Source organism: Dactylosporangium sp. McL0621 (assembly GCF_049995355.1).
Taxonomy (GTDB): Bacteria; Actinomycetota; Actinomycetes; order Mycobacteriales; family Micromonosporaceae; genus Dactylosporangium.
Genome location: NZ_CP188259.1, coordinates 11,273,893 through 11,298,668 on the forward strand (window position 1 = coordinate 11,273,893; position 24,776 = coordinate 11,298,668).

At 72.0% G+C, this 24,776-nt stretch carries 20 protein-coding genes and 1 pseudogene; 7 read left to right on the top strand and 14 right to left on the bottom strand.

Going from position 1 to position 24,776, the window contains the following annotated elements:
- The first annotated feature begins 52 nt into the window (after positions 1-52).
- On the top strand, positions 53-643 hold the full coding sequence (locus ACPPVO_RS53385; protein WP_426507103.1) for a DUF4870 domain-containing protein: 591 nt from the start codon (positions 53-55) through the stop codon (positions 641-643).
- A gap of 20 nt (positions 644-663) precedes the next feature.
- On the opposite strand, the gene hemW is transcribed toward ACPPVO_RS53385, so the two are convergent.
- Positions 664-1,860, bottom strand: a complete 1,197-nt coding sequence (gene hemW, locus ACPPVO_RS53390) for a radical SAM family heme chaperone HemW (protein ID WP_426507104.1) — start codon at positions 1,858-1,860, stop codon at positions 664-666.
- Between the two features lie 17 nt (positions 1,861-1,877).
- Between hemW and ACPPVO_RS53395 the strand changes: the two genes are divergently transcribed.
- The 3 genes from ACPPVO_RS53395 to ACPPVO_RS53405 all read left to right on the top strand — a co-directional run bounded on the left by ACPPVO_RS53395 (position 1,878) and on the right by ACPPVO_RS53405 (position 4,672).
- Positions 1,878-2,654, top strand: coding sequence for an enoyl-CoA hydratase-related protein (locus ACPPVO_RS53395; RefSeq protein WP_426507106.1), 777 nt, complete (start codon positions 1,878-1,880; stop codon positions 2,652-2,654).
- A gap of 57 nt (positions 2,655-2,711) precedes the next feature.
- Positions 2,712-3,605 (top strand): hypothetical protein, encoded by an 894-nt coding sequence (locus ACPPVO_RS53400; RefSeq protein WP_426507108.1) that lies wholly within the window; start codon positions 2,712-2,714, stop codon positions 3,603-3,605.
- Between the two features lie 146 nt (positions 3,606-3,751).
- Positions 3,752-4,672, top strand: a complete 921-nt coding sequence (locus ACPPVO_RS53405) for a phytanoyl-CoA dioxygenase family protein (protein WP_360381772.1) — start codon at positions 3,752-3,754, stop codon at positions 4,670-4,672.
- A gap of 72 nt (positions 4,673-4,744) precedes the next feature.
- Here the strand turns inward: ACPPVO_RS53405 and ACPPVO_RS53410 are convergent, their stop codons facing one another.
- The 8 genes and pseudogenes from ACPPVO_RS53410 to ACPPVO_RS53445 all read right to left on the bottom strand — a co-directional run bounded on the left by ACPPVO_RS53410 (position 4,745) and on the right by ACPPVO_RS53445 (position 11,938).
- Positions 4,745-5,023 carry a GlsB/YeaQ/YmgE family stress response membrane protein gene (locus ACPPVO_RS53410; protein WP_426507109.1) on the bottom strand — a complete coding sequence of 93 codons (279 nt, stop codon included), beginning with the start codon at positions 5,021-5,023 and terminating at the stop codon, positions 4,745-4,747.
- A 71-nt stretch (positions 5,024-5,094) separates the two neighbouring features.
- Entirely contained in the window at positions 5,095-5,610 is a 516-nt protein-coding gene (locus ACPPVO_RS53415; RefSeq protein ID WP_426507111.1) for an NUDIX domain-containing protein, read from the bottom strand.
- Positions 5,607-7,484: a translation elongation factor 4 gene (gene lepA, locus ACPPVO_RS53420; protein WP_426507113.1), complete on the bottom strand. Its 1,878-nt coding sequence runs from the start codon at positions 7,482-7,484 to the stop codon at positions 5,607-5,609. The genes ACPPVO_RS53415 and lepA overlap by 4 nt, the downstream gene beginning before the upstream one ends.
- 372 nt (positions 7,485-7,856) lie before the next feature.
- Positions 7,857-8,273: pseudogene (locus ACPPVO_RS53425) on the bottom strand (YbjN domain-containing protein); the annotation flags it as partial.
- A gap of 307 nt (positions 8,274-8,580) precedes the next feature.
- The gene (locus tag ACPPVO_RS53430) at positions 8,581-9,204 is read right to left on the bottom strand and encodes a hypothetical protein (protein WP_426507115.1); all 624 of its coding nucleotides are present in this window, start codon (positions 9,202-9,204) and stop codon (positions 8,581-8,583) included.
- Positions 9,192-9,593: an acyl-CoA thioesterase gene (locus tag ACPPVO_RS53435; protein WP_360381762.1), complete on the bottom strand. Its 402-nt coding sequence runs from the start codon at positions 9,591-9,593 to the stop codon at positions 9,192-9,194. Before ACPPVO_RS53435 ends, ACPPVO_RS53430 begins: the two co-directional genes overlap by 13 nt.
- 5 nt (positions 9,594-9,598) lie before the next feature.
- Positions 9,599-11,278: an energy-dependent translational throttle protein EttA gene (gene ettA, locus ACPPVO_RS53440; RefSeq protein WP_426507117.1), complete on the bottom strand. Its 1,680-nt coding sequence runs from the start codon at positions 11,276-11,278 to the stop codon at positions 9,599-9,601.
- 84 nt (positions 11,279-11,362) lie between these two features.
- Complete coding sequence (locus tag ACPPVO_RS53445) at positions 11,363-11,938, bottom strand: hypothetical protein (protein ID WP_426507118.1); 576 nt, start codon at positions 11,936-11,938, stop codon at positions 11,363-11,365.
- Between the two features lie 110 nt (positions 11,939-12,048).
- On the opposite strand from ACPPVO_RS53445, the gene ACPPVO_RS53450 reads away from it, so the two are divergent.
- Both ACPPVO_RS53450 and otsB read left to right on the top strand, forming a co-directional pair.
- Entirely contained in the window at positions 12,049-13,449 is a 1,401-nt protein-coding gene (locus ACPPVO_RS53450) for an alpha,alpha-trehalose-phosphate synthase (UDP-forming) (protein WP_426507120.1), read from the top strand.
- A 93-nt stretch (positions 13,450-13,542) separates the two neighbouring features.
- Positions 13,543-16,101: a trehalose-phosphatase gene (gene otsB / locus ACPPVO_RS53455; protein ID WP_426507121.1), complete on the top strand. Its 2,559-nt coding sequence runs from the start codon at positions 13,543-13,545 to the stop codon at positions 16,099-16,101.
- A gap of 113 nt (positions 16,102-16,214) precedes the next feature.
- Here otsB and cobA read toward each other — a convergent pair whose 3' ends face one another.
- Genes cobA through cobC form a run of 3 tightly spaced genes read right to left on the bottom strand, consistent with a single transcriptional unit; the run spans position 16,215 to position 19,488 of the window.
- Positions 16,215-17,429, bottom strand: a complete 1,215-nt coding sequence (cobA, locus tag ACPPVO_RS53460) for a uroporphyrinogen-III C-methyltransferase (protein ID WP_426507122.1) — start codon at positions 17,427-17,429, stop codon at positions 16,215-16,217.
- Positions 17,426-18,469 carry a nicotinate-nucleotide--dimethylbenzimidazole phosphoribosyltransferase gene (gene cobT / locus ACPPVO_RS53465; RefSeq protein ID WP_426507123.1) on the bottom strand — a complete coding sequence of 348 codons (1,044 nt, stop codon included), beginning with the start codon at positions 18,467-18,469 and terminating at the stop codon, positions 17,426-17,428. Before cobT ends, cobA begins: the two co-directional genes overlap by 4 nt.
- A gap of 2 nt (positions 18,470-18,471) precedes the next feature.
- On the bottom strand, positions 18,472-19,488 hold the full coding sequence (cobC, locus tag ACPPVO_RS53470) for an Rv2231c family pyridoxal phosphate-dependent protein CobC (RefSeq protein ID WP_426507124.1): 1,017 nt from the start codon (positions 19,486-19,488) through the stop codon (positions 18,472-18,474).
- Between the two features lie 184 nt (positions 19,489-19,672).
- On the opposite strand from cobC, the gene ACPPVO_RS53475 reads away from it, so the two are divergent.
- Entirely contained in the window at positions 19,673-20,233 is a 561-nt protein-coding gene (locus ACPPVO_RS53475) for a hypothetical protein (protein WP_426507125.1), read from the top strand.
- A 68-nt stretch (positions 20,234-20,301) separates the two neighbouring features.
- Here the strand turns inward: ACPPVO_RS53475 and ACPPVO_RS53480 are convergent, their stop codons facing one another.
- Both ACPPVO_RS53480 and ACPPVO_RS53485 read right to left on the bottom strand, forming a co-directional pair.
- Positions 20,302-20,811 (bottom strand): GNAT family N-acetyltransferase, encoded by a 510-nt coding sequence (locus ACPPVO_RS53480; protein WP_360381947.1) that lies wholly within the window; start codon positions 20,809-20,811, stop codon positions 20,302-20,304.
- A gap of 65 nt (positions 20,812-20,876) precedes the next feature.
- Positions 20,877-24,746: a cobyrinate a,c-diamide synthase gene (locus ACPPVO_RS53485; protein ID WP_426507127.1), complete on the bottom strand. Its 3,870-nt coding sequence runs from the start codon at positions 24,744-24,746 to the stop codon at positions 20,877-20,879.
- Between the last annotated feature and the right edge of the window lie 30 nt (positions 24,747-24,776).

The following is a 24,776-nucleotide window of genomic DNA, read 5'->3' on the forward strand; positions in this document are numbered from 1 at the left end:
AAGTCATGACGTGTCGCTGGCGCCACTTGATCGATGCACCTACCGTGGCCCCATGAGTGAACCACCTCGTCCGCCGGGGGATTACGGCCCGCCCTCGGACCCCAATTCCGGGTACCCCCCGCCGTCGAGCGGTGGCGGGGCCTACGGCACCCCGCCCACGTCGGGCGCCGGGTACGAGCAGCCCGGGTACCAGCAGCCGGGATATCAGCAGCAGCAGCCCGGGTACCAGCAGCCCGGCGCGTACCAGCAGCCCGGGTATCAGCAGCCCGGGTACCAGCAGCCCGGCGCCTACGGGCAGCCCGGCGCGCCGGTCGGCTACGCCAACAGCGACGAGAAGACGTGGGCCCAGATCGCCCACTTCGGCGGCCTGGTCGGCTTCATCGGCCCGCTCATCGCGCTCCTCGCGAAGGGCAACGAGTCGCCGACCGTCAAGGCGCACGCGACCGAGGCGCTGAACTTCCACATCACGTGGGGCATCGCCATCCTCGTCTCGGCGATCATCGCGGTGTGCTCGTTCGGCATCCTGTTCTTCCTGCCGCTGCTCGTGTGGATCGTGCCGGTGGTCTTCGCGATCATCGGCGGCATGAAGGCCACGAACGGGGAGCTGTACCACTACCCGATGAGCATTCGCATGATCAAGTAACACCCCGGGAGGGCGCGGGCTCACGTCAGGGCCCGCGCCACCCTGTCGGCGAGCAGCCGCCCCCGCAGCGTGAGCACCGCGCGGCCGGCCGCGAACGCCGACGGGTCCAGCTGCCCGTCGGCCAGGCAGTCGCGCGCACCCGCGAGACCGGCCGCGTCGAGCACCGACAGGGGCAGGCCGTCCGCGAGCCGGATGCGCAGCAGCACGTCCTCCAGATGCCGCTCATCCGGCGTCAGTACCTCACGAGCCTGCCCCGGCGACGCGGAGTCCGCGAGCCGCGCGGCGTAGGCGTGCGGGTGCTTCACGTTCCACCAGCGCACCCCGCCGACGTGGCTGTGCGCGCCCGGGCCGAGCCCCCACCAGTCCCCGCCGCGCCAGTACAGCTCGTTGTGCCGGCACGGCGAGTCGCGCGACCAGTTCGACACCTCGTACCAGCCGAAGCCCGCCGCATTCAGCGCCTCGTCGGCGGCGATGTACCGGTCGGCGGCCACGTCGTCGTCGGGGTACGGCAGCTCGCCCCGGCGCATCCGGGCGGCCATGCGGGTGCCGTCCTCCACGATGAGCGCGTACGCGCTGACGTGGTCCACCCCCGCGTCGACCACGGTGCGCAGGGACGCGGCGAAGTCCTCGGGCCGCTCCCCCGGCGTGCCGTAGATCAGGTCGAGGTTGACCCGCTCGAACCCGGCCGCGCGCGCCTCGGCCGCGGCCAGGGCCGGCCGGCCGGGCGTGTGCCGGCGGTCCAGCACGGCCAGCACGTGCGGGGCGGCCGACTGCATGCCGAGGGAGATGCGGTTGAAGCCGGCCGCGCGCAGCTCGCGCAGCCCGGCCGCGTCGACGGACTCGGGGTTGGCCTCGGTGGTCACCTCGGCGCCGGCGGCCAGGCCCCAGGTGCGGTCGATGCCCGCCAGGATGCGGCCGAGCTCGGCCGGGGGCAGCAGCGTCGGGGTGCCGCCGCCGAAGAAGACGGTGTCCACGCGCGGCGGCCGGACCACCTTCGCGGCCAGGGCCAGCTCGTCGAGCACCTGCTCGGCGTAGCCGGCGCTGAGCACGCCCTCGCTCGCGGTGTACGTGTTGAAGTCGCAGTATCCGCACCGCGTGGCACAGAAGGGCACGTGGACGTACACCCCGAAGCCCGCGCGACCGGCTCCGTCGGCGACGCCGGCGGGCAGGCTCCCGTCGCGGGGCATCGGCTCGCCTTCTGGCAGTGATCCGGGCATCCCACTAGTGTGCCCGCATGTCTCTGGTGCTCTCGGAAACCGTGCGGGGCGTGGCGACGCTCACCCTGGACAGCCCGCCCAACCGCAACGCGCTGTCCACGGCCCTGATCGAGGAGCTGCTCGCGGCGCTGGCCGCGGCCGACGCCGACGACGCGGTACGCGCGATCGTGCTGACCCACACCGGGCCGGTCTTCTCCTCGGGTGCCGATCTGAAGGAGACGGCCGCCGCGTTCGGCTCCGGCCGCCCGCCGGTGAGCCGGCTCGGCGAGGTGCTGGCCGCGATCTGGGAGAGCCGCAAGCCGGTCGTGGCCCGGGTGGCGGGGCCGGCCCGGGCGGGCGGCCTGGGGCTGGTCGCCGCGGCCGACATCGCGGTGTGCGCGAGCACCGCCACGTTCGCGTTCTCCGAGGTGCGCCTCGGCGTGATCCCGGCGGTGATCTCCGCCACAGTCCTGCCGCGGCTGGACCGGCGGGCCGCGGCCGAGCTGTTCCTGACCGGCGCGACGTTCGGCGGCGCCCGGGCCGAGCGCATCGGGCTGGTGAGCGCCGCCGTGGCCCCCGAAGAGCTCGACGCGGCCGTCGAGGGCTACGTGCGCGACCTCGTGCGGGGCGCCCCGCGGGCCCTGGCCGGCACGAAAGAGCTGCTGCGCCGGCCGCGGTCCGATACGTTCAGTGACGAGGTCCGGGCGATGACCGAGCTGTCGGTGTCGTACTTCGGTTCCCCCGAAGGAGTCGAGGGAGTCCTCGCATTCCGCGAGAAAAGGGACCCGAACTGGGTACCCGACGGCGCCGCCTGACCGCGCACGGTGGCCCGCGGCACGTACGCTGTTCGACCTGACGTGTGGGAGGTGACGATGCGTGCACGACGACTGCTGACGGTGGCGGTCCTGGCGGCCGTGGCCGTGGCGCTGTGCGCGTACGTCGTCATCAACCGCATCGGCGAGAACCTCCCGCTGACCATCGCCACCGGCCGCGCCTGCGTGGTGAGCGCGGGCAACGCGGCCGCCGGGGCCACCGCGGGCGCCGCGGAGGTCGAGCTCGACGCCGAACAGCTGGCCAACGCGGCCACCATCACCGCCGTCGGGCTGACCCGCCGGGTCCCGTCCCGCGCCCTCGTGGTCGCGCTGGCCACCGCCTGGCAGGAGTCGAAGCTGGAGAACCTGACCGGCGGCGACCGCGACTCAATCGGGCTGTTCCAGCAGCGGCCGAGCCAGGGCTGGGGCACGCCGGAGCAGATCGCCGACCCCCGCTTCGCCGCCGGCGCCTTCTTCACCGCCCTACTCAAGATCAAGGGCTGGGACAAGATGCGGGTCACCGACGCGGCCCAGGAGGTGCAGCGCAGCGCCCACCCGGACGCCTACGAGAAGTGGGCCGACGAGTCCGAGATCATGGTCAAGGCGCTCAGCGGCGACGTGCCCGGCGCGGTCGCGTGCTCGGTCACCGAGGAGTCCAGCCACGGCCCCGAGGCGGCCCGCTCCCTCGGCGCCAGCCTGAAGCTGGACTGGGGCAGCGTGAAGACCGCCGACGTGAACAACATCGTCGGGGTGGCGCTGAAGGTCGGCGAGGCGAAGACCGGCTGGCAGTACGCCCACTGGCTGGTCGCCCACGCCCAGGAGCGCGGCGTGAAGCGGGTGGTCTACGGCGACATGCAGTGGACGGCCTCCGGCGGCGCCTGGGTCCACGTGACGGAGCGTGGCGGCATCGATGCCGGTCCGGGCGGGGAGCGGGTCGTCGCCGAGGTCTACTGAAGACCTTGACGTTGCGCGCGAGCAGCGGGTTGTCGCCCGTTCGGACATTGTCCGGTGGCCAACTCCCGAGTCGGCCCCGCATGCACCTCGCGTTACCATCGGTCGTTCGAGACATCGCGAGCGCACGACGAAGGTAAGGGGAGGACATGACGTCCGCTGCACCCGACTACGGCGACCTCACCGGCTACGAGCCGATCGGCGAGGCTGACCGCAAGGAGTTCCTCGAAAACGGCTTCCTGCTGGTCCGCAACGTCCTCAAGGAGGACCACCGGGCCGAGCTCGAGGCCGCGATGGACCGGGTCTACGGGGAGGAGAAGGCGGCCGGCTCCAAGAGCATGAAGAAGGACGGCACGCTGCACCTGCTGGGCTTCCTCAACCGCGACGAGCTCTTCGGGCACCTGCTGACCCAGCCGACCATCTTCCCTTACATGTGGGGCCTGGCCGGGTGGAACATCTACACGCACCACAACCACCTCGACGTGACCCCGCCGACGTCCGAGGAGGAGCCGCCCTCGTGGGGCTGGCACCAGGACGGGTACCGCCAGAACTCCGACCCGGAGACCATGGACCCGAACCTGCCGCGGCCCATGTTCTCGCTGAAGGTCGCCTACGTGATCTCCGACCTCTCGGAGACCGGCCGGGGCGCCACGAAGGTCATCCCGGGCAGCCACCTCTGGAACTCGCTGCCCCGCCCGGCCGACACCACGGTGCACAACCCCGACCCCGAGGGCACCGTCGAGATCACCGCGAACCCCGGTGACTGCTTCATCTTCGACCGCCGCCTCTGGCACTCGCGGTCGCCCAACTACTCGGACGTCACCCGCAAGATGCTGTTCGTCGGGTACACCTACCGGTGGATCCGCATCCTCGACGACATGCCGATCGACTTCGACGGCGAGTGGTGGAAGAACCGCACCCCGGTGCAGCGGCAGCTGCTCGGTGAGGCGAGTCACACCGCGAACTACTGGGGCATCAACTGGAACGGTTACATCGACGAGGAGATTCCGCTCCGCAAGGAGCTGAAGACCCGCGGCCTGCTCGACCGTTCGATTCCCTGGCTCCGATAAAATCGGCGCACGTAAACGCGAATGGCCCCCGGTCGAAACCGGGGGCCATTCGCGTTTTGCAGATCTTGAAACTTACAGGGCGCGGCGGCCACGGCCGGCGAACCCGGCCACCAGGGCCACGCCGATGGCGGCGACGACGACCTGGCACAGCAGCTCGCCCCAGTCGACACCCGGGGTGTCGGTGGAGATGCCGATGGCGTTGGCGATCAGGGTGCCCAGGAACGCGGCGATGATGCCGACCACGATGGTCAGCCAGATCGGCAGGTTCTGGCGGCCGGGGACGACCAGTCGCCCGAGCGCACCGACGATGAGACCGACGATCAGCGCGGTAATGATTCCGGTGACAGTCACTGGTCTTCCTCCTTGAAAAAGCTCAACCAGGGGGGCGTTGCTTTGCGGTTGAACTTGTATTGCCCGACGCCTCAGCGACCCAAACGCGACTTGCTTCGAAGTACGACCGGATTGCGCAAAACCGCGTCCATCGTCGGAAACGCCATCTCGGGCGGGTCGGCCAGCGACAACCACGTGTACTCGCTGCCCTCGGCCGGATCGAGGTCGATCTCGCCGGCGGTGATGGTGGCCAGCCAGAAGCAGTCCAGCACCGGCAGCCGCTCGCCCTGGAAGTCGTACGAGCCGATGAACATGCCGGCGAACTCGCCGAGCTCGACGGTCACGCCGAGCTCCTCCCGGGCCTCGCGCACGGCCGCGTCGGCGGGGTGCTCGAAGGCGTCGCAGAAGCCGCCGGGCAGGTCCCAGAAGCCCGCGCGCGGCTCCCGGACCCGCCAGATGGCCAGGAAAGTCCCGTCGCGCACGATGATGGCGGTGCCGGTCGGGCGCGGGTTGAGGTAGCTCTCGTAGCCGCAGGCGGCACACCTGGCGGGCAGCTCACCGGTGGACGCGCCGCAGCGGGGGCAGTGCCGGCCCGCCGGGGCCGTCACTTCTTGGTCTTGTCGCCGCTCGGGGCGTCGGAGGTCGACAGGGCCGCGATGAACGCCTCCTGCGGCACCTCGACCCGGCCCACCATCTTCATGCGCTTCTTGCCTTCCTTCTGCTTCTCCAGCAGCTTGCGCTTGCGGCTGATGTCACCGCCGTAGCACTTGGCGAGCACGTCCTTGCGGATGGCGCGGATCGTCTCGCGGGCGATGATCCGGCTGCCGATGGCGGCCTGGATCGGCACCTCGAACTGCTGGCGCGGAATGAGCTTCTGCAGCTTGCCGGCGATGGTGACGCCGTAGTTGTACGCCTTGTCCTTGTGCACGATCGAGCTGAAGGCGTCGACCGGCTCGCCGTGCAGCAGGATGTCGACCTTCACCAGGTCGGAGGCCTGCTCGCCGGAGGGCTCGTAGTCGAGGCTCGCGTAGCCCTTGGTCCGGCTCTTCAGCTGGTCGAAGAAGTCGTAGATGATCTCGCCCAGCGGCAGCGTGTACCGCAGCTCGACGCGGTCGGCGGACAGGTAGTCCATGCCGAGCAGCGTGCCGCGCCGGCCCTGGCAGAGCTCCATGACCGCGCCGACGAAGTCGTTCGGGGTCAGCACCGTGGCCCGGACGGTCGGCTCGAAGATCTCGCCGGTCTTGCCGTCGGGGAACTCGCTGGGGTTGGTGACCGCGACCTCGGTGCCGTCCGTGGTGATCACCCGGTACACCACGTTGGGCGCCGTGGAGATCAGGTCGAGGTTGAACTCGCGCTCCAGCCGCTCCTGGATGATCTCCAGGTGCAGGAGGCCGAGGAAGCCGCAGCGGAAGCCGAAGCCGAGCGCGAGGCTCGTCTCGGGCTCGTACACCAGCGCGGCGTCGTTGAGCTTGAGCTTGTCGAGGGCGTCGCGCAGCAGCGGGTAGTCCGAGCCGTCGATCGGGTACAGGCCCGAGTACACCATCGGCTTGGGGTCCTTGTAGCCCCCCAGCGCCTCCGTGGCGGGCCGCGCGTTGATGGTGACCGTGTCGCCCACCCGCGACTGGCGCACGTCCTTCACGCCGGTGATGAGGTACCCCACCTCGCCCGCCCCGAGCCCGGTGCTCTTGATCGGCTCGGGCGAGATGACGCCGATCTCCAGCAGCTCGTGCACGGCGCCGGTGGACATCATGCGGATGCGGTCGCGGGCCTCGATCCGCCCGTCGACGACCCGGACGTAGGTGACCACGCCGCGGTACACGTCGTAGACCGAGTCGAAGATCATCGCCCGGGCCGCGCCCGGGGTGTCGCCGACCGGGGACGGCAGCTGCCGCACGATCTCGTCGAGCAGGTGCGCGACGCCGACGCCGGTCTTGCCCGAGACCCGCAGGCAGTCGTCCGGCTCGCAGCCGATGAGGTGGGCCAGCTCCTCCGCGTACTTCTCCGGCTGCGCGGCCGGCAGGTCGATCTTGTTGAGCACGGGGATGATCTGCATGTCGTTCTCGAGGGCGAGGTACAGGTTGGCCAGCGTCTGCGCCTCGATGCCCTGGGCGGCGTCGACGAGCAGGACGGCGCCCTCGCACGCGGCCAGGCTGCGCGAGACCTCATAGGTGAAGTCCACATGGCCCGGCGTGTCGATCATGTTGAGGACGAACTCGTCGCCGGCCTGGCCGCCCTCGCGGACCCGCCAGGGCATGCGCACGGCCTGGCTCTTGATCGTGATGCCGCGCTCGCGCTCGATGTCCATGCGGTCGAGGTACTGCGCCCGCATCTGCCGGACGTCGACCACCTCGGTGAGCTGCAGCATCCGGTCGGCCAGGGTCGACTTGCCGTGGTCGATGTGGGCGATGATGCAGAAGTTGCGAATCCGGTCCGGCACGGTGGCGCCGGGGCGGTTCACGCCGGGGTCGATCGTCGGTGGCACAGGCTTCCGTTCTCCATCGGGCTGGGATCAGTTACATCGTCCCACGCCCGCCGCGGATCCGGCTCATGGCCGTGCCTCGCGGAGATCTCCCCGACCGGCTCTTCCGGGAATCCCGGGCGTTCCCCGCATAAACCGGGCACCATTGGGTACGTGACCCAGGTCGGAACGCCACCGAGAGGCCCGTGAGAGCCGGTCGAGAGGACATCGAGAGGCCTGCATCGAATACTGGACCGCGGTCCCCCGGTCACGTCCGGAACGGGGGTCGGCGAGACAGGTCGCGCGCCCGGCCTCGCCGACCGGACGCCAGTGGGACCGTTGAAGGCACGCTCCGGAGCGGGGCCCCCACAAGGGGCCAACAAGTCAAGAAGAGCGTCAGAGCAGTGCGCCCTCGTCGTGGAGCCAGTCGACGAAGCCCAGGGCCACCACGGCCGCGCAGTCGACGAGCTCGGCGACGAGCGCATCGTGCGCGCCCGACATCAGCGGCACCTGCATCTCGGCGTAGATGGGCAGCTGGCCGCGGTCCGTGGCGTCACCGACGTAGGCCTTGTAGAAGCGCCGCGTGTGGTTCCACTCGTTGATCACCCGGTAGGCGCGGTCGGCCCAGTCAGGCGGGACCGTCGCATGCGGCCGGGCCCGGATGACCAGGATCTCGTCCGACGGTCCCTCCAGCGCGAAGAGCACCGCGTGGCGCTCCCACAGCGCGAGCAGGCTGCCGTCGCCGTCGGTCAGGTATCGGATGTCGAGCTGCTCGAGGGCCTCCGCGACCCGTGGCAGTGTCACGGGCGCTATCCCGCCCGCGAGTTCCTCCTGCGGCTTCTCGCACACTCCGTCGATCGTCGGGGTCACATCTTCCCGCGGCAGCTGAGCGACGTTCGAGTCGGTCTTCGACCCGCTCGCCTGCTCCGCCCGCCATGGCCACCTTGGCATCGTCCCGGCTCCCTGCTCCCCCGTGCGCCTCCACCCGCATGTGCGGTCCGTCGCCAACCGGATTCGCTCGGCGGTGGACCCGAAAGAGGACGGTACCCGTTCGGTCGAGTTTCAGCAGCCCCCAATTTCACCCTCGTACCACCCGTTCGGGTGAGGGTCTTATAGCCGTCTATCCGATGAGCAGTGATCCGCCCCCGCGATGCCAGGCAGAGCCATATGCGCAGGCCAGGGCCGTCCATGGACCCGAAATCCGAACATCGACGAAGTCTTGCGGACCCGGTCCGACGAAACCCATCCGGATGACTGCCTGGACGAGACGCTGCGTGACGGGTATACGCCGGCCGGCGTCGGTGGTGACCACGATGGGTTCATGATCCAGCAGGGTGTCGCGCAGCATCCGGGAGCCGACCGCGCGGCCGCCGACCCCCTCGGCGGCGGCGGTGCGCAGGGTCTCGGCGGCGGCCGCGCCGACCCGGTGGACGTCGGGTGCCGGGATGCGCTCGACGGCCTCGCCGGGCACCGTGGGCAGCGACCATCGCCAATCCGTGTCCCGCGATGCGGGAAGCTCGCCATCGACGGACGCCAGTAGATCACCGGCCGCGACGGTCCGGTCCGAGGCGGTCGTCGCCGGCAGCGCCCGGCACACGAGCACCCCCCAGGGCAGCCGGGACCAGAGCACGAGAACGCCCTGCCCGGCCGGCCGCAGCCGGGCCATCGCCCCGGGGTCCAGGCGGACCACCCGGGACAGGAAGGCGACGGCGTCGGCGCGCCCGGAACCCGTTATCCAAGCCATGGTGAGAGGAACTCGCGCTCGATGTCGCGGACCCGGCGGGGACGCCCGGCCTCGAGGTCGTAGGGCACGCAGACGGTCCGCGCCCGGGACGCGAGATCGTCGCCGTCGAAGAGCTCGTAGGCCACCGTCAGCCGGGAGACCCGGATCTCCTCGATCCACAGCTCGATGCGCACCGGGTCGCCGTAGTCGATCGGCCGGAGATAGTCGATCTCATGACGTGAGATGACGATGCCGTTCTCGAACGACTCCAGGCCGGCCGCCCGGGCGGCGGTGAACATCAGCGCAACGCGCGCCTCCTCGTACAGGGTGAGGAAGCGCGCGTTGTTGACATGCCCGTACGCGTCCAGGTCGGACCAGCGCAGGGCGCAGTGGTAGATGAAGCGTCCCACTACTGTCAGTCGCGGGTCAGCTTGCGGTACGTGACGCTGTGCGGCCGGGTGGCCTCGGGGCCGAGCCGGTCGACCTTGTTCCTCTCGTACGACTCGAAGTTGCCCTCGAACCAGAACCACTTGGCCGGGTCCTTGTCGTCGCCCTCCCAGGCCAGGATGTGGGTGGCGACCCGGTCGAGGAACATCCGGTCGTGGGAGATGACCACGGCGCAGCCCGGGAACTCCAGCAGCGCGTTCTCCAGCGAGGAGAGCGTCTCGACGTCGAGGTCGTTTGTCGGCTCGTCGAGCAGCAGCACGTTGCCGCCGATCTTGAGCGTCAGCGCGAGGTTGAGCCGGTTGCGCTCGCCGCCGGAGAGCACCTTGGTCGGCTTCTGCTGGTCGGGGCCCTTGAAGCCGAAGGCGGCCACGTAGGCCCGCGAGGGCATCTCGACCTTGCCGACCATCAGGTGGTCCAGGCCGTCGGAGACGACCTCCCACACCGTCTTGTCGCCGTCGAGGCCGGAGCGGTTCTGGTCGACGTAGGACAGCTTGACCGTGTCGCCGACCCGCACCTGACCGGCGTCGGGCTTCTCCAGCCCGACGATGGTCTTGAACAGCGTGGTCTTGCCGACGCCGTTGGGGCCGATGATGCCGACGATGCCGTTGCGGGGCAGCGAGAACGACAGCCCGTCGATCAGCACGCCGCGCTCGTCGAAGCCCTTGACCAGGCTCTGGGCCTCGATCACCAGGTTGCCCAGGCGCGGGCCCGGCGGGATCTGGATCTCCTCGAAGTCGAGCTTGCGGGTCTTCTCGGCCTCGTTGGCCATCTCCTCGTAGCGCTCGAGGCGGGCCTTGGACTTCGTCTGGCGGGCCTTGGCGTTGGAGCGGACCCACTCGAGCTCCTCGGTGAGGCGCTTCTGCAGCTTCTGGTCCTTGCGGCCCGCGACCGCCAGCCGCTGGGCCTTCTTCTCCAGGTAGGTCGAGTAGTTGCCCTGGTAGCCGTGCACCTGGCCGCGGTCGACCTCGGCGATCCACTCGGCGACGTGGTCGAGGAAGTACCGGTCGTGGGTGACGGCCAGCACGGCGCCGGCGTACTTCTGCAGGTGCTGCTCCAGCCAGTTGACGCTCTCGGCGTCGAGGTGGTTGGTGGGCTCGTCGAGCAGCAGCAGGTCGGGCGCCTGGAGCAGCAGCCGGCACAGCGCGACGCGGCGGCGCTCGCCACCGGAGAGCTGCGTCACATCGGCGTCGGGGGCCGGGCAGCGCAGGGCGTCCATGGCCAGCTGGAGCTTGGAGTCGATGTCCCACGCGTCGGCGTGGTCGAGCTCCTCCTGCAGGCGGCCCATCTCGTCCATGAGCTCTTCGGTGTAGTCGGTCGCCATGAGCTCGGCGACCTCGTTGAACCGCGCGAGCTTGGCCTTGATCTCGGCGACGGCCTCCTCGATGTTGCCCAGGACCGTCTTGCTCTCGTTGAGCGGGGGCTCCTGCAGCAGCATGCCGACGGTGTACCCGGGCATGAGCCGCGCCTCGCCGTTGCTGGGCTTGTCCAGCCCGGCCATGATCTTGAGCAGGCTCGACTTGCCGGCCCCGTTCGGGCCGACCACACCGATTTTCGCGCCGGGCAGGAACGACAGCGTGACGTTGTCGAGCACGACCTTGTCGCCGTGCGCCTTGCGCGCCTTCTCGAGCACGTAGATGTACTGAGCCACGGTGCGCCCCTACCTCCGGTCAGCTTTCGTGTGCGGAATCGGCTCAATCTTTCCAGGCCCGCGCCGAAGCGCCCAACCCGGCCCTCACGCGGGCGGATATGCCTGGATCGCCGGGTACGTCTTCGACCCGATGGTCAGGCCCCGCGGCGTGACGGTGTAGGTCGTGTCGTCGTTGGTGACCGAGTACGAGCGGTTCTTCGTGTCCGCGCGCACATTCGGCCGCAGCAGGCCGTTGCGGCCCTCCTCCGGGATCTCGCCGCCGACCTCGGCGTACCAGTCCTGGACCCGGTCGTGGCCCTGGTACCACAGCCCGGACCCGTCGCGCTCCTGGCAGATCCAGGCCTCCTTGTTGGTGGAGCTGCGCACGTACTGCACCAGCTGCATCGGCACCGCGGCGCCCGGGTCCTGCTTGCGCGCGCCGTCGCTGATGAACTGCGGGCAGTTCGCCGGCCGGCTGACCGTGCTCGGCTTGGCCGTCGCCCCGCCCGAGGACACCGCCAACGGACCGTCACTGGACGTTGACTTATTCTCATCAATGTCGCGTAAGCCCAGGACGTATCCGAAGAGCGCCCCGACGACGGTGAGGATGAGCAACGAGAGACCGACGACAGTGAAGGTCCGGCTCGACTCCGGGGCGGGCTCGGTCCCGATTCGCGACATGCACAGCAGGATCGCACCTGTGAGCCAGCACTCCGCATGCTGCCAGGTCGCTCCCGCGATCAGTAGGCTGAAAGTACGAGGGTGGATCACCCAGGGGGAGGACTCGACACGTGGCTGGAGACAGTGCATTCGTAGTGGTCGCCAACCGATTGCCCGTCGACAAGGTGGTGGGACCGGACGGGGAGGTCAGCTACCGCAGGAGCCCGGGCGGTCTGGTGACGGCGCTCGAGCCGGTCCTCCAGCAGCGCAACGGGACCTGGGTGGGCTGGCCCGGCGGGGCCGGGGACGCCGACGCCAAGGAGGAGACGTTCGAGGCCGGCGGGGTCCACCTGCACACCGTGCCGCTGAGCGCCGGCGAGATCGAGCGCTACTACGAGGGCTTCTCCAACTCCAGCCTCTGGCCGCTCTACCACGACGCCGTGGAGACGCCGATCTTCAAGCGGCGCTGGTGGGAGTCGTACCGCCTGGTCAACGAGCGGTTCGCGAAAGCGGTCGCCGACGATGCCGCGCCCGGCGCGACGGTGTGGGTGCAGGACTACCAGCTGCAGCTCGTGCCGGCCCTGCTGCGCGAGTCCCGGCCCGATCTCAAGATCGGATTTTTTCTGCACATTCCATTTCCCCCGGTCGAATTGTTCATGCAACTACCGCGCCGCGCCGACATTCTCAAGGGTCTGCTCGGTGCCGATCTGGTCGGTTTCCAACGTCCACTCGGCGCACAGAACTTCGTCCAACTGGCCCGACATCTGCTGGGCACCCGCGTGCGCCGCGGCATCGTGGAGTGGGAGGGGCGCACGGTGCGCGCCGAGGCCTTCCCGATCTCGATCGACGTCGAGGAGATGCGCCGCCTCGCCGCCTCCCCGGAGGTGCAGGCCAGGGCGGCCGCGATCCGCACCGAGCTCGGCGAGCCGCGCACGATCATCCTCGGCGTGGACCGGCTCGACTACACCAAGGGAATCGAAAGAAGGCTCAAGGCATTCAGGGAACTGCTGTCGGATGGACGACTCACGGCGCCCGAGACGGTGATGGTACAAGTGGCTACGCCGAGCCGGGAGCGGGTGGAGCACTACCAGACGCTCCGGGTGAACGTTGAGCGTGAGGTCGGGCGGATCAATGGCGAGTACGGACGTGTGGGCCAACCGGCCGTGCACTATCTCCATCAGTCGTACAGTCGGGCTGAGCTGGCCGCGTTGTATGTTGCGGCCGACGTGATGATGGTGACTCCGCTGAGGGATGGCATGAACCTGGTGGCCAAGGAGTACGTCGGGGCCCACGCCGACGGCAAGGGCGCCATCGTGCTCTCCGAGTTCGCGGGCGCGGCCGCCGAGCTGCGCCAGGCGTTCCTGTGCAACCCGCACGACCTCGACGGGGTGAAAGACGCACTCACGCGTGCGATCCATGTCGACCCGGTCGAGGGCCGCAAGCGAATGCATGCTATGCATTCGCACCTGCGCGCGCACGATGTCCGCACCTGGGCGGACTCGTTCCTCGACGCGCTCGGCGCCGCATCATGACCCGCCCGCCCGCCCGGCGCCCGCACGGCCGCACCACCCGACACCCTGCAGCACACCCGGAATGCACAACCGACTTCCACGAACAGGCCGGACATGAACCAGATCTCGACGACAGGCAGCGGCCTCTCGCTCGACCCGGACCTCCGCGCGGCGGTGCTACGCGTCGCCCGCGTGCCCAACCTCTTGGTGGCATGTGACTACGACGGCACCCTCGCGCCGATCGTTGCCGATCCCACCAAGGCGACTCCGACCGCCGAGTCCGTAGCCGCCGTACGCGCCCTCTCGTCGCTGCCGCAGACGACGGTGGGCGTGATCAGCGGACGGGCCCTGCGCGATCTTGCCGCTCTGTCCCGCCTCCCCGCCGAGGTACGCCTCGTCGGCAGCCACGGCTCCGAGTTCGACGTCGGCTTCGTCGACGAGCTACCCCCCGAGCGCCAGCAGCGGCGCAGCGAGCTCCAGGCGGCGCTCACCGCCATCTGCAACAACCAGCCGGGCGTCCGGCTGGAGGGCAAGCCCGCGAGCGTGGCCGTGCACACCCGGGCCGCGCCGCGGGACGTGGCCCAGCGGGTCTTCGACGCCGTGCGCAGCGGCGCGGCCCTGTGGCCCGACATCGAGGTGACCACCGGCAAGGAGGTCATCGAGCTCTCGGTGGTGCCGACCGACAAGGGCCTGGCCGTCGACGCCCTGCGCATGCAGGTCTCGGCGAGCGCGGTGGTGTACCTCGGCGACGACGCCACCGACGAGAAGGCCTTCGCCCACCTGCACGGCCCCGACCTCGGCATCAAGGTCGGCACCGCGGACGAGGAGACCCAGGCCCGCTTCCGCATCGCCGACGCGGCCGTGGCCGTGGCCGTGCTCGAGCTGCTGCTCTTCACCCGCCGGCGCTGGCTCTTCGGCGAGCAGGCGGTGCCGATCGAGCGCCACTCGATGCTCTCCAACACCCACACCGTCGCGCTGCTGACCCCGGCCGCGCGGGTGACCTGGCTGTGCCACCCCAAGCCGGACTCCGGCGCGGTCTTCGCCGACCTGCTCGGCGACACCGCGGCCGGGCACTTCACGGTGCAGCCGGAGAAGGGCGGCACGCCGCTCGGGCAGCGGTACCGCCCCGGGACCATGACGGTGGAGACCCGCTGGTCGGGGCTGACCGTCACCGACTGGCTGGACCACCACCGCACCGGCAACTCGCTGATCCGCGTGCTGTCGGGCAGCTCCCGGGCCCGCATCGACTTCGTCCCACGCCCCGACTTCGGCCAGGTGCACATCCGCCTGCAGCCGCTCGGCGGCGACGGCCTGCTGGTGCTGGGCTCGAACGAGCCGATCGCCCTGTACTCCCCCGGCATCGACTGGGAGATCAGCTCCGACGGTCACAGCGACATGGCCCGCGCGACGGTCGACCTCAACGCCGCCGGCGGCTCGGCCATGCTGGAGCTGCGCCTGGGTACCGACTCGATCGAGGCCCCCCGGGTCGCCCTGACCGAGCGCCAGATCGCCGCCGAGGCCACCTGGCGGGACTGGGCGGAGTCGCTGAAGCTGCCCTCGGTCGCCAAGGACCTGGTCCGGCGCAGCGCGCTCACCCTGCGCGGCCTGTGGCACAAGCCCAGCGGCGCGATCCTGGCCGCGGCGACCTCGTCGCTGCCGGAGGAGATCGGCGGCTCCCGCAACTGGGACTACCGGTACTGCTGGCTGCGCGACGCCTCCCTGACCGCCAAGGCCCTGGTCGACCTCGGCTCGACCGAGGAGGCCGAGTCGCTCGTGCGCTGGACCCTGCGGGTGGCCGACAACACCGACGGCCATCCGGAGCGGCTCCACCCGCTGTACACCCTCGACGGCAACGAGCTCGGCCCCGAGGCCGTGATCGAGGCGCTGCCGGGGTACGCGGGCTCCCGCCCGGTACGCATCGGCAATGCGGCCAACGGCCAGGTCCAGCTGGACGTCTTCGGCCCGGTCGCCGACCTGATCTGCGCCCTGGCCGACGTGCGCCCGCCCGAGGAGGGCGACTTCGCGCTCATGAGCGCGATGGTCGAGGCCGTCGAACGCCGCTGGCACGAGCCGGACCACGGCATCTGGGAGGCCCGCCGCCGCCCGCGGCACTACGTGTACTCCAAGGTCATGTGCTGGATGACCGTCGACCGCGGCATCCGGCTCTGCGAGCGCCAGGGCCGCCCGGTGCCCGAGGCCTGGCACACGCTGCGCAAGACCATCGCGGGCAACGTGCTGGACAAGGGCTGGAACGACAAGATCGGCGCCTACACGGTCGCCTACGGCTACGAGGAGATGGACGCCTCGGTGCTGTGGATCGGCCTGTCAGGCTTGCTGCAGGACGACGACCCGCGCTTCCTGGCCACGGTCCTGGCCGTCGAGGCCGACCTGCGGGAGGGCCCGACGGTGTACCGCTACCGCTGGGACGACGGCCTACCGGGCGTCGAGGGCGGCTTCCACCTGTGCACCACGTGGATGATCGAGGCCTACCTGCGCACGGGCCGCCGAGCCGACGCCGAGGAGCTGTTCGCCCAGTTCATCGAGTGCGCCGGCCCGACGGGGCTGATCCCGGAGGAGTACGACCCGCTGACCGAGCGCGCACTGGGCAACCACCCGCAGGCGTACTCGCACCTGGGCCTGATCCGCTGCGCCCTGGAGCTCGACCGCGCGTAACGCTCTTTGTCGCCGGGGGCGCTCCTTCCTTGACCGGAGGGGGCGCCCTCTTCTTGCCGCAATATGCGCGATATGTCAGCCGCGTCGCGGCCGACGCGGCCAACATATCGGACTTATACCCCGTCGGCAGAAATGTCGGAAAGAGCGGCCACGACCGGGCCGATGACGATCACGGCCGGTGGGCGCAGGCCCGCGGTCTTCGCCGCGTCCGCGACCGTCGACAGCGTCGCCCGCACCATGCGCTGGTCGCGCGTCGTGCCCTCCTGGACCACGGCCACGGGCGTGTCGGGGGACCGTCCGTGCTCCTGCAGTACCGCCGCGATCGACGCCAGGTTCTTCAGCCCCATCAGCACGCACACCGTCCCCCGCAGCCGGGCCAGCGCGGCCCAGTCGACCAGGGACTCCGCGTGCCCGGGCGCGAGGTGCCCGGAGACGACCGTGAACTCGTGCGCCACCCCGCGGTGCGTCACCGGGATTCCGGCCGCCGACGGTACCGCGATCGCGCTCGTGATCCCCGGTACCACCACGACCGGCACCCCGGCCGCGGCGCAGGCGAGCACCTCCTCGCCGCCACGGCCGAAGACGTACGGGTCGCCGCCCTTGAGGCGGACCACGAACTTGCCGGCCTGGGCCCGCTCGACCAGGACGCGGTTGATCTCCTCCTGCGCGGCCGAGGGGCCATACGGGATCTTGGAGGCGTCGAAGAGCTCGACCTCGGGGCGCAGCTCGTCCAGGAGCAGGCCGGCCGCCAGGCGGTCGATCACCACGACGTCGGCGGCGGCGAGGAGGCGGCGGCCCCGTACGGTCAGCAGCTCGGGGTCGCCGGGGCCGGAGCCGACCAGCGCCACCGTCCCGGCCCGGTTCTCCCCGAGCGGGACCGCGCCGGTCGCCAGCTGCTCGCCGATCGCGTCGCGCACGGCGACCGCGCGCACCGGGTCGCCGCCGGCCAGGACGGCCACGGTGAGCGGGCCCTGGCGGGTCACCGCGGGCGTCCACGCGGTCGCGGCGTGCCGGTCGTCGGCGCGCACGGTGAAGATCCGCTTCGCCGCGGTCACCTCGCTGATCGCGCGGGCCGCCTCCGGGTCGCTGACGGCGACGTGGACGAGCCAGGCGTCGTCGGCGTCGGCGGGCTCGAAACGGCGCTCGCGCCAGGTGAGCCGGCCGGCGTCGAGGTGCGCGCGCAGGGCGGGGGTGATGTGGGGCGAGACGAGCACGACGTCCGCGCCCGCGTCGAGCAGGGCGGGCACGCGCCTGGTGGCGACCGCGCCGCCGCCGACCACCAGGACGCGCAACCCGTCGAGCCGCAGACCGAGGGGGTAGGGGTTCACTTGTGGGCAACTCCAGCGGAATCGAAAGTGGCAACCTCGTGCAACACGCGGACAGCACTGGCCACGATCGGCAGCGCCAGGACGGCGCCGGTGCCCTCGCCCAGGCGCAGGCCGAGGTCGACGAGCGGTTCGAGCTCAAGATAGCCCAGGGCGACGGTCGCGCCCGGCTCGGCCGAGCGGTGCCCGGCGATCATCGCGACGGTCGCGGCCGGGGCGAGCGCGTAGGCGACCAGGGCGGCCGAGGCGGCGATCACGCCGTCGAGCACGACCGGCACCCGCAGCTCGGCGGCCTTCAGGATGTACCCGGCCAGCGCCGCGTGCTCCAGCCCGCCGACCGCGGCCAGCACGTCGAGCGGGTCCTCGGCGTGCAGCCCGACGACCGCGGACGTGACCACGGCCACCTTGCGGGCGTGGGTCTCGCTGTCGATGCCGGTGCCGAGCCCGGTCACGGCGGCCGGGTCGGCGTGCGTGAACGCCGCGATGAGCGCCGCCGACGGGGTGGTGTTGGCGATGCCCATGTCGCCCGTGAGCAGCGCCCGGGCGCCGCCGGCGACCAGGTCCTCGGCGACCTGCATGCCGGCCTCGATCGCGCGTACCGCCTCGTCGCGGGTCATCGCCGGCTCGACGCTCAGGTCGCGGGTACCGGCGCGGATCTTGCGGTCGAGCAGCCCCTCGGCCGGGTCCAGGGTCGCCTTCACGCCCACGTCCACGACCGTGACCGCCACCCCGGCCTGGCGCGCGAAGGCGTTGACCACGGCCCCGCCGGCCAGGAAGTTGGCCACCATCTGCGCGGTGACCTCCTGCGGCCACGGGGTCACGCCCTGGTCGTGCACGCCGTGGTCGCCGGCGAAGATCGCGAGCGCGGCCGGCTCCGGGATCGGCGGCGGGCAGGTGCCGGCGAGACCGGCCAGGCGTACCGCCAGCGTCTCCAGCGCCCCCAGCGACCCCATCGGCTTCGTGAGTCGGCCCTGCAGGGCCCGGGCGGCCGCGATGGCCTCGTCGTCGAGCGGCCGGATCGCGGCGATCGTCTCGTTCAGCATGTTCACCCTCCCAGTACGTCGGACAACACCGCGACGAAGGCGTCACTGGTGGCAGTGTCCCGCACGGCAATACGTAACCAGTCCGGGCCCAGTCCTGGGAAGGTTTCGCCACGTCGCACCGCGAACCCGCGCTCGCGCAGCACGGCCCGCACCCGCTCGCCGCCCGCGACCCTGATCAGCACGAACGAGCTCGCCGGGCGCCCGGCGACGGTCACGCCGGCCCGCCCGAGCGCCGCGACGAGGTGCTCGCGCTCGGATGCGAGCCGGACGGCGATCTCACGCTCCGTGTCGACCGCCCGCTCGGAGGCGCACGCGATCGCGGCGGCGAGCGCGGGCGTGGAGACGCTCCACAGCGGCGCCTGCTCGCGCATCCGGTCGAGCAGGCCGGCCGGGCCGAGCACGTAGCCGATCCGCAGGCCGGCCAGGCCCCACGTCTTGGTCAGGCTGCGGATCACCAGCAGCCCGGGCAGGTCGCGGCGGGCGGCGAGGGACTCGGGCTCGCCCGGGACCGTGTCGGCGAAGGCCTCGTCGACCACGGTGGTCCGGCCCGGTCGCGTCAGGCTCGCGAGCACGGTCGCCTCATGGAGTACCGACGTCGGGTTTGTGGGGTTGCCGACGACCACCAGATCGGCCTCGGCGGGCACGTCGGACCCGCGCAGCGTGAAGCCGTCGGCCGCGCGCAGCACGACCCGCCCGACGGCGTGACCCGCGGCCAGCAGGGCGGCCTCGGGCTCGGTGAACTGTGGGTGTACCACCACCGCCCGCTCGGGGCGCAGCGCCCGCGCTAGGAGCACGAAGGCCTGCGCGGCCCCGGCGGTCAGCAGGACCTCGTCCGGGGGCCGCCCGTGCCGCGCCGCGATCGCCGCGGTGGCCTCGGCCGGGTCCGGGTACCGGGCCAGGTGCGCCAGCGAGGCCGCCACCGGCGCCATGAGCCACGACGGGGGCGCCGCCGTGCGCACGTTGACGGCGAGGTCGACGAGGCCCGGCGCGATCTCAGCGTCGCCGTGGAACCGCAGCATCAGGCGATCGTCGCGTACGGCGACCCGAATTGTCCTAGCTTAAGAATGTGATCGCGCGCACGCTGCGGGTGGCCGGCGGCCTCTTCGCGCTCCTGCGAACCGGCCTCATCGTCGGGCTGGCGCTGGCCGCGCTGATCTATCCGCTGGCGGCGATCGGCGGACCGCGATCTACGCGCCCCTCGGCGTGGCCGACACGACCCCGCTCGAGATGGCGGACGCGTTCGCGACCGTCGTCGCCGACGGCGTGCACTGCGAGCCGATCCCCGTCGTGTCGATCACCGACGGCAACGGCCGGCCCGCCGTCGACGCCAAGGGGGCCGAGGTGGCCAAGCCGCGCTGCGCCCAGGTCCTGTCGGCCGACGTGGCCCGCGGCGCGGTTGACGCGGCCCGGTGCGTGACCGGCTACAAGGCGGCCACCGGCGACTGGGGCGGCTGGTCGACGGCGTCGCGGGTCTTCGCGACGGTACGCCGCCCGATCGCCGGCAAGTCCGGCACCACGGACGACGACCGTTCGGCCTGGTTCGTGGGCATGACCCCGGGCCTCACGGTCTCCGGCTTCATCGCCGACCCGGACAACCCCGTGCACCGCGTGGGCGCCGGCAACGCGGGCAAGCCGCGCGAGACGGTGGCCGAGACCATGCGCGACGCCCTGGCGGGCACGCCGGTGCGCGGCTTCGTAGCGCCCGGCCCGCAGATCGTGGGCAAGAAACCGGCCGCGAAGCCCCGCACCCGCAGCCGGGTCTGAAGCGTTCGCCGTTACCGAATGTCTTCGCCGTTACCGAATGTCTTCGCCGTTACCGAATGTCTTCGCCGTTATCGGATGTCCGAGGGCAGCAACGACCAGCTCTCGAGGTCGACCCGCCCGCTGGCCAGCGATCCCGCGTTGCGCATCAGCCCCTCGTACGTGAACCCGGCCTTCTCCGCCACCCGCCGCGAGGCCACGTTCCCGGGCGCGACCCGCAGCTCGATGCGCTGGAACCGGTGCTCGAGCAGCAGCGAGAGCGCGAGCACGTCGACGGCCTCGGGCGCGACCCCGTACCCCCGGGCGTCGGCGGCCACGGCGTAGGCGATCTCGGTCGAGCGCGTCAGCCAGTCGGTGTTCTTGGTCCAGAGACACCCGACGAGCCGCTCGTCCTCGCGCCGTACGATGCCGTAGTGGTCCCCGGCCCCGCTGTCACGGCGCTCGACCGCGAGCTCGGTGCACCACGCGTACCCGTCGAACTCCTCGATCTCGTCCTGCGCCACGGGCAGCCACCGCCGCACGAGCCGGTCGGCAAAAATCTCCCCGACGCGCTTGTCGTCATCGGCACAGAGCGGCCGCACGCTGAGCCGAGGCGTGTCAACGAGCAACGATGGAAAGCGCCGCAGCGCCACCGACCAGGTCGACACTAGGCCGCCTCGCTGGACCCACCGGCGGGCGGCTTCCCGCCGCCCCCGTCACCGTCCGTATCACCGTCGGCCCGCGGCGCACCGAGCCCCGAGGCGCCGGACGCCCCTGGCGCGGCCCCCACACCCGACACGGCCACGACCCCTGAGCCGCCCGGCCCAGCGACGGCCCCCGGGACACCCGACGCAACCACAGCACCTGAAGCACCCGGCCCAGCGACGGCGCCCGGGACACCCCGACCACCTGGCGCAGCCACGGCCCCTGAGGCGCCCGGCGCAGCCAGGGCACCTGGGTCACCCGGCGCGACGTGACCGGCGCCCAGACCCCCGGCCCCGATGACACCCACGTTCGAAGCGCCGGGCGCGCCCTGCCCGGCGACACCGGAAAGGGGCGGAGCGGAGATCGCGGCGGCGGATGGATCGGACGCCGTTCCCGAAACTGGCGAAGAAGGCACGGAACCGGACACTACCGAACCGGGCGGCGCCGACACGGGCCCCGACACGGGCGCGGCGGGAATCGACGCAGTTCCGACAGAGCGCCCACCCGCGGGCGGCGCCGAGACCGGCGGCGCCGACACCGGCGCCTGCTCCGCGATCTCGACCCCCGGTCGCTCCTGCGACGGGTACGACCCCGCCTCCCCCGACTGCACCGCCTCCGACTCCCCCGCCGGCATCGAGGTCACCCCGCCGGGCGCCGCCGAAACGGGCGCCGAGGCCTGCGGCATCGGGTCGGCGAAGACCGGCATCGGAGCCGACGACACCGGCATGGCGGCCGACGTGGCCGCCCCGCCCGCGACGAGCCCGGCACCCCCGGCCGCCCCGGAGACCGGCCCGGCAACGGGCGACGAGACGGGTTGCACACCGGCGGCGGAGGCGATCCGAGCACCGGCCCCCGGCCCGTACGCGGTGATCGGCCCCGTCACCGAACCCCCCGCCGAAGACACGGACCCGGCAGGCGAAGACACCGGCCCAGCAGCCGAAGACACGGGCGCGGCAGGCGAGGACACAGAGTGATCGGGCGATGACACCGGGCGCGCGGGTGACGACACGGGCGCGGCGGCCGAAGTCGCAGGCTGAGCCGGCGACGACACCGGCCGGGCGGGCGAAGGCACAGACCCAGCGGACGACGACATCGGCCAGGCGGACGACGACACGGGCCGGGCCGGCGACGACACAGGCTGGGCGGAAGACTGGACGGGCACAACCCCAGACGATGGCAGCCCGGACGCCCCCGCGGGCTCGTTCGGCCCGGAAGGCACCCCAACGCTCGCCTCATCCGTCGCGCCAGGAACACCCAGCACCGTCGTAGCCTCGGACCCATCCCCGTCGCCCGAATTGCCCGAAACATCCCCCGAGTCGGCGTTCGCCCCAGAGACAGATTCAGCGGTCGACGAGGGCGCGGAAGACGAGGCCACCGCGGGCGCACCGGACACGGACGCGGGCGCACCGGACACGGACGCGGCCGCCCCGGAAACCGGAGCCGTCGCACCCGGCAGCGATCCCGCCGCGGAGGAGAAGACCGACGACGCCCCGGCTGGAGGACCGGCGACCGAAGCCACCCCGGCCGGAGGACCCGAGACCGAGGACGCGCCGGCCGCAGGGGCGGAAACTGACGACGCTGCCGCAGGGCCCGAAACCGACAAAACCGCCCCAGGAGCAGAGACCGACGACGACGCAGGGGCGGAAACCGCCGACGACGCCGCACCCCCGACGGGCGCGGACCCGGTCGCCGCCGACCACGGCACCGGCATGGCCGGCCCCAGCGCCGGCCCGAACGGCGAAGACGCCCCCGGCGAGGTCGGCGCGCTGGCCGGAGCCGAAGACCGGTACGTCGCGCCCACCGCCGGATGCGTCCCCGCCGACGCGGGCACCGATGCCGCGATGGTCCCGGCCCCGCCCGGGCTGGCCAGGATCGACCCCGGGATCGCGGCCGGCAGTTTCGGGGCCGGCGCGTCCGGCGTCGTGTAGTCGGCCGCGTAACTGAGCGCCCCCGGCGGCAGCGGCTCACCCTCGGACGAAATCCCGTGCGAGGCGACCGGCGCAGGCCCGGCCGCAGAGCCGCCCGGCAAAAAGCCGGCCGCAGAGCCGCCCGGCGAAAAGCCGGCCGCAGAGACGCCCGGCAGAGGACCGGCCGCAGAGCTACCCGGCAAAAAGCCGGCCGCAGAGGCACCCGGCAAAGGGCCGGCCGCAGAGCTGAGCGCGGAGGCAGCAGCCGGCGGAGCGGTGACCGAAGCGGCGGCCGAAGACCCGGCGAGCGGGGCGGCCGGCGGCCCGGTGACCGAGGCGGCGGCCGGAGACGAGGTGAGGGCCCCGGCCGGAGACGAGGTGAGCGCGGCGGCCGGCGGCGCGGTGACCGAGGCCGACGCCGGAACCCCGGTGATCGGCGAAGCGGGCAGCACGGGCGCGGTCGGGAAGTTCATGACGGGCACCGAGGGCCGACCGTACGGGCTGGCCGACGGCGTGCTCCACTGCCCCGGAGCCGGCGCCGCCGTGGCCCCGGCCGCTGCCACGAAGCGGGACGCGATCGCGGGGGTTCCGGCCCAGTGCAGGCCGAGGTAGGAGGCGTGCACGCCGCGCTGCACGAAGCCCTCCGCCGGGCCGCCGGCCCAGGTCCAGGCGGCCTGCAGGCCGGCCCGCGGGGTGATGCTCGTGCGATGCATCTTGTGGCCGATGACCTGCGCGCCGACGGGCAGCAGGACCGAGGAGGAGCGGGCGGTCGCCTCGCGGTAGCCGAGCACGACGAGGTCGGTCTCGCGGGCCGAGGCGTCCACGACCCCGCACATCGGGCGGCCGTTGAAGTCGCGGCAGAGCCAGACCAGGCCGGTGCCCTCCGCGGCGATCGGCTTGCCCGCGGCGGCGTGCGCGGCCACGGCGCTGCGGAGCCGGCCGTTGAAGGTCAGCTCCTCCGCGTACGACTCGGGCAGCGCGGCCCCGATGACCAGGCCGTCGACGCCGGCCGGGAGGACCTCGTCGCGCAGCGGGTCGAACGGGACGACCTCGGCGCCGGCCGCGGTGAGCAGCTCGGCGGTCTCCGGGTAGGCGAACGCGACGCCGATGATCGGGCGGCGGCCGATGCGGGTGGCGGCGACCGGGGACTGGCTCTCGGCGGCCGCGGCGATCTCGGCCTCGGCGCTCCACGGGTCTGAGGTCAGCCGGGGTGCGGAGCGGGCCAGGGCCATGGTGCGGTCGATGTCGACGGCGCCCGCGATGACCTCGCCGAGGCGGCGCACGGCCCGCACGGCGTCGAGGTTGTGGTGTACGACCGGGGCGACGCCGTGGTGGCGGGAGGGCAGCGGGGCCCCCGACTCGCCGGCGTCGGTGAGCGCGTGGCGGCGCAGGGCGCCCAGGACCGGGACCCCGATGTCGTCGAGGGCCTCCCGCAGCAGCTGCTCGTGGCGGGTGGAGGCGACCCGGTTGAGGATCACGCCGCCGAGCCAGAGCAGCTCGTCGTAGGCCCGGAAGCCGTGCACCAGCGCGGCCACCGACTGCCCCATCGCCCCGACGTCGACGACCAGGATCACCGGCGCGCGCAGCAGGCCGGAGATCTGCGCGGTCGACTCGCTGTCGGTGCGCCCGGCGAGGCCGTCGAAGAGGCCCATCGTGCCCTCGACCACGGCGATGTCCAGCGACGCGGCCCCGTGCGCGAACAGCGGGCCCATCCGCTTGGCGCTCACCATGCGCGGGTCGAGGTTGCGCCCCGGGCGGCCCGCGGCCAGGCCCAGGTAGGCGGCGTCGACGTGGTCGGGCCCGATCTTGAAGCCGGCGGCGCGGTAGCCACGGGCGGAAAGCGCGGCGAGCAGCCCCACCGACACGGCGGTCTTGCCGTGACCGGACGACGGGGCGCTGATCACCAGCCGCGGGATCGTGCTCATGGGCTCCTCCGGCGCTGAGGCATACGTGTG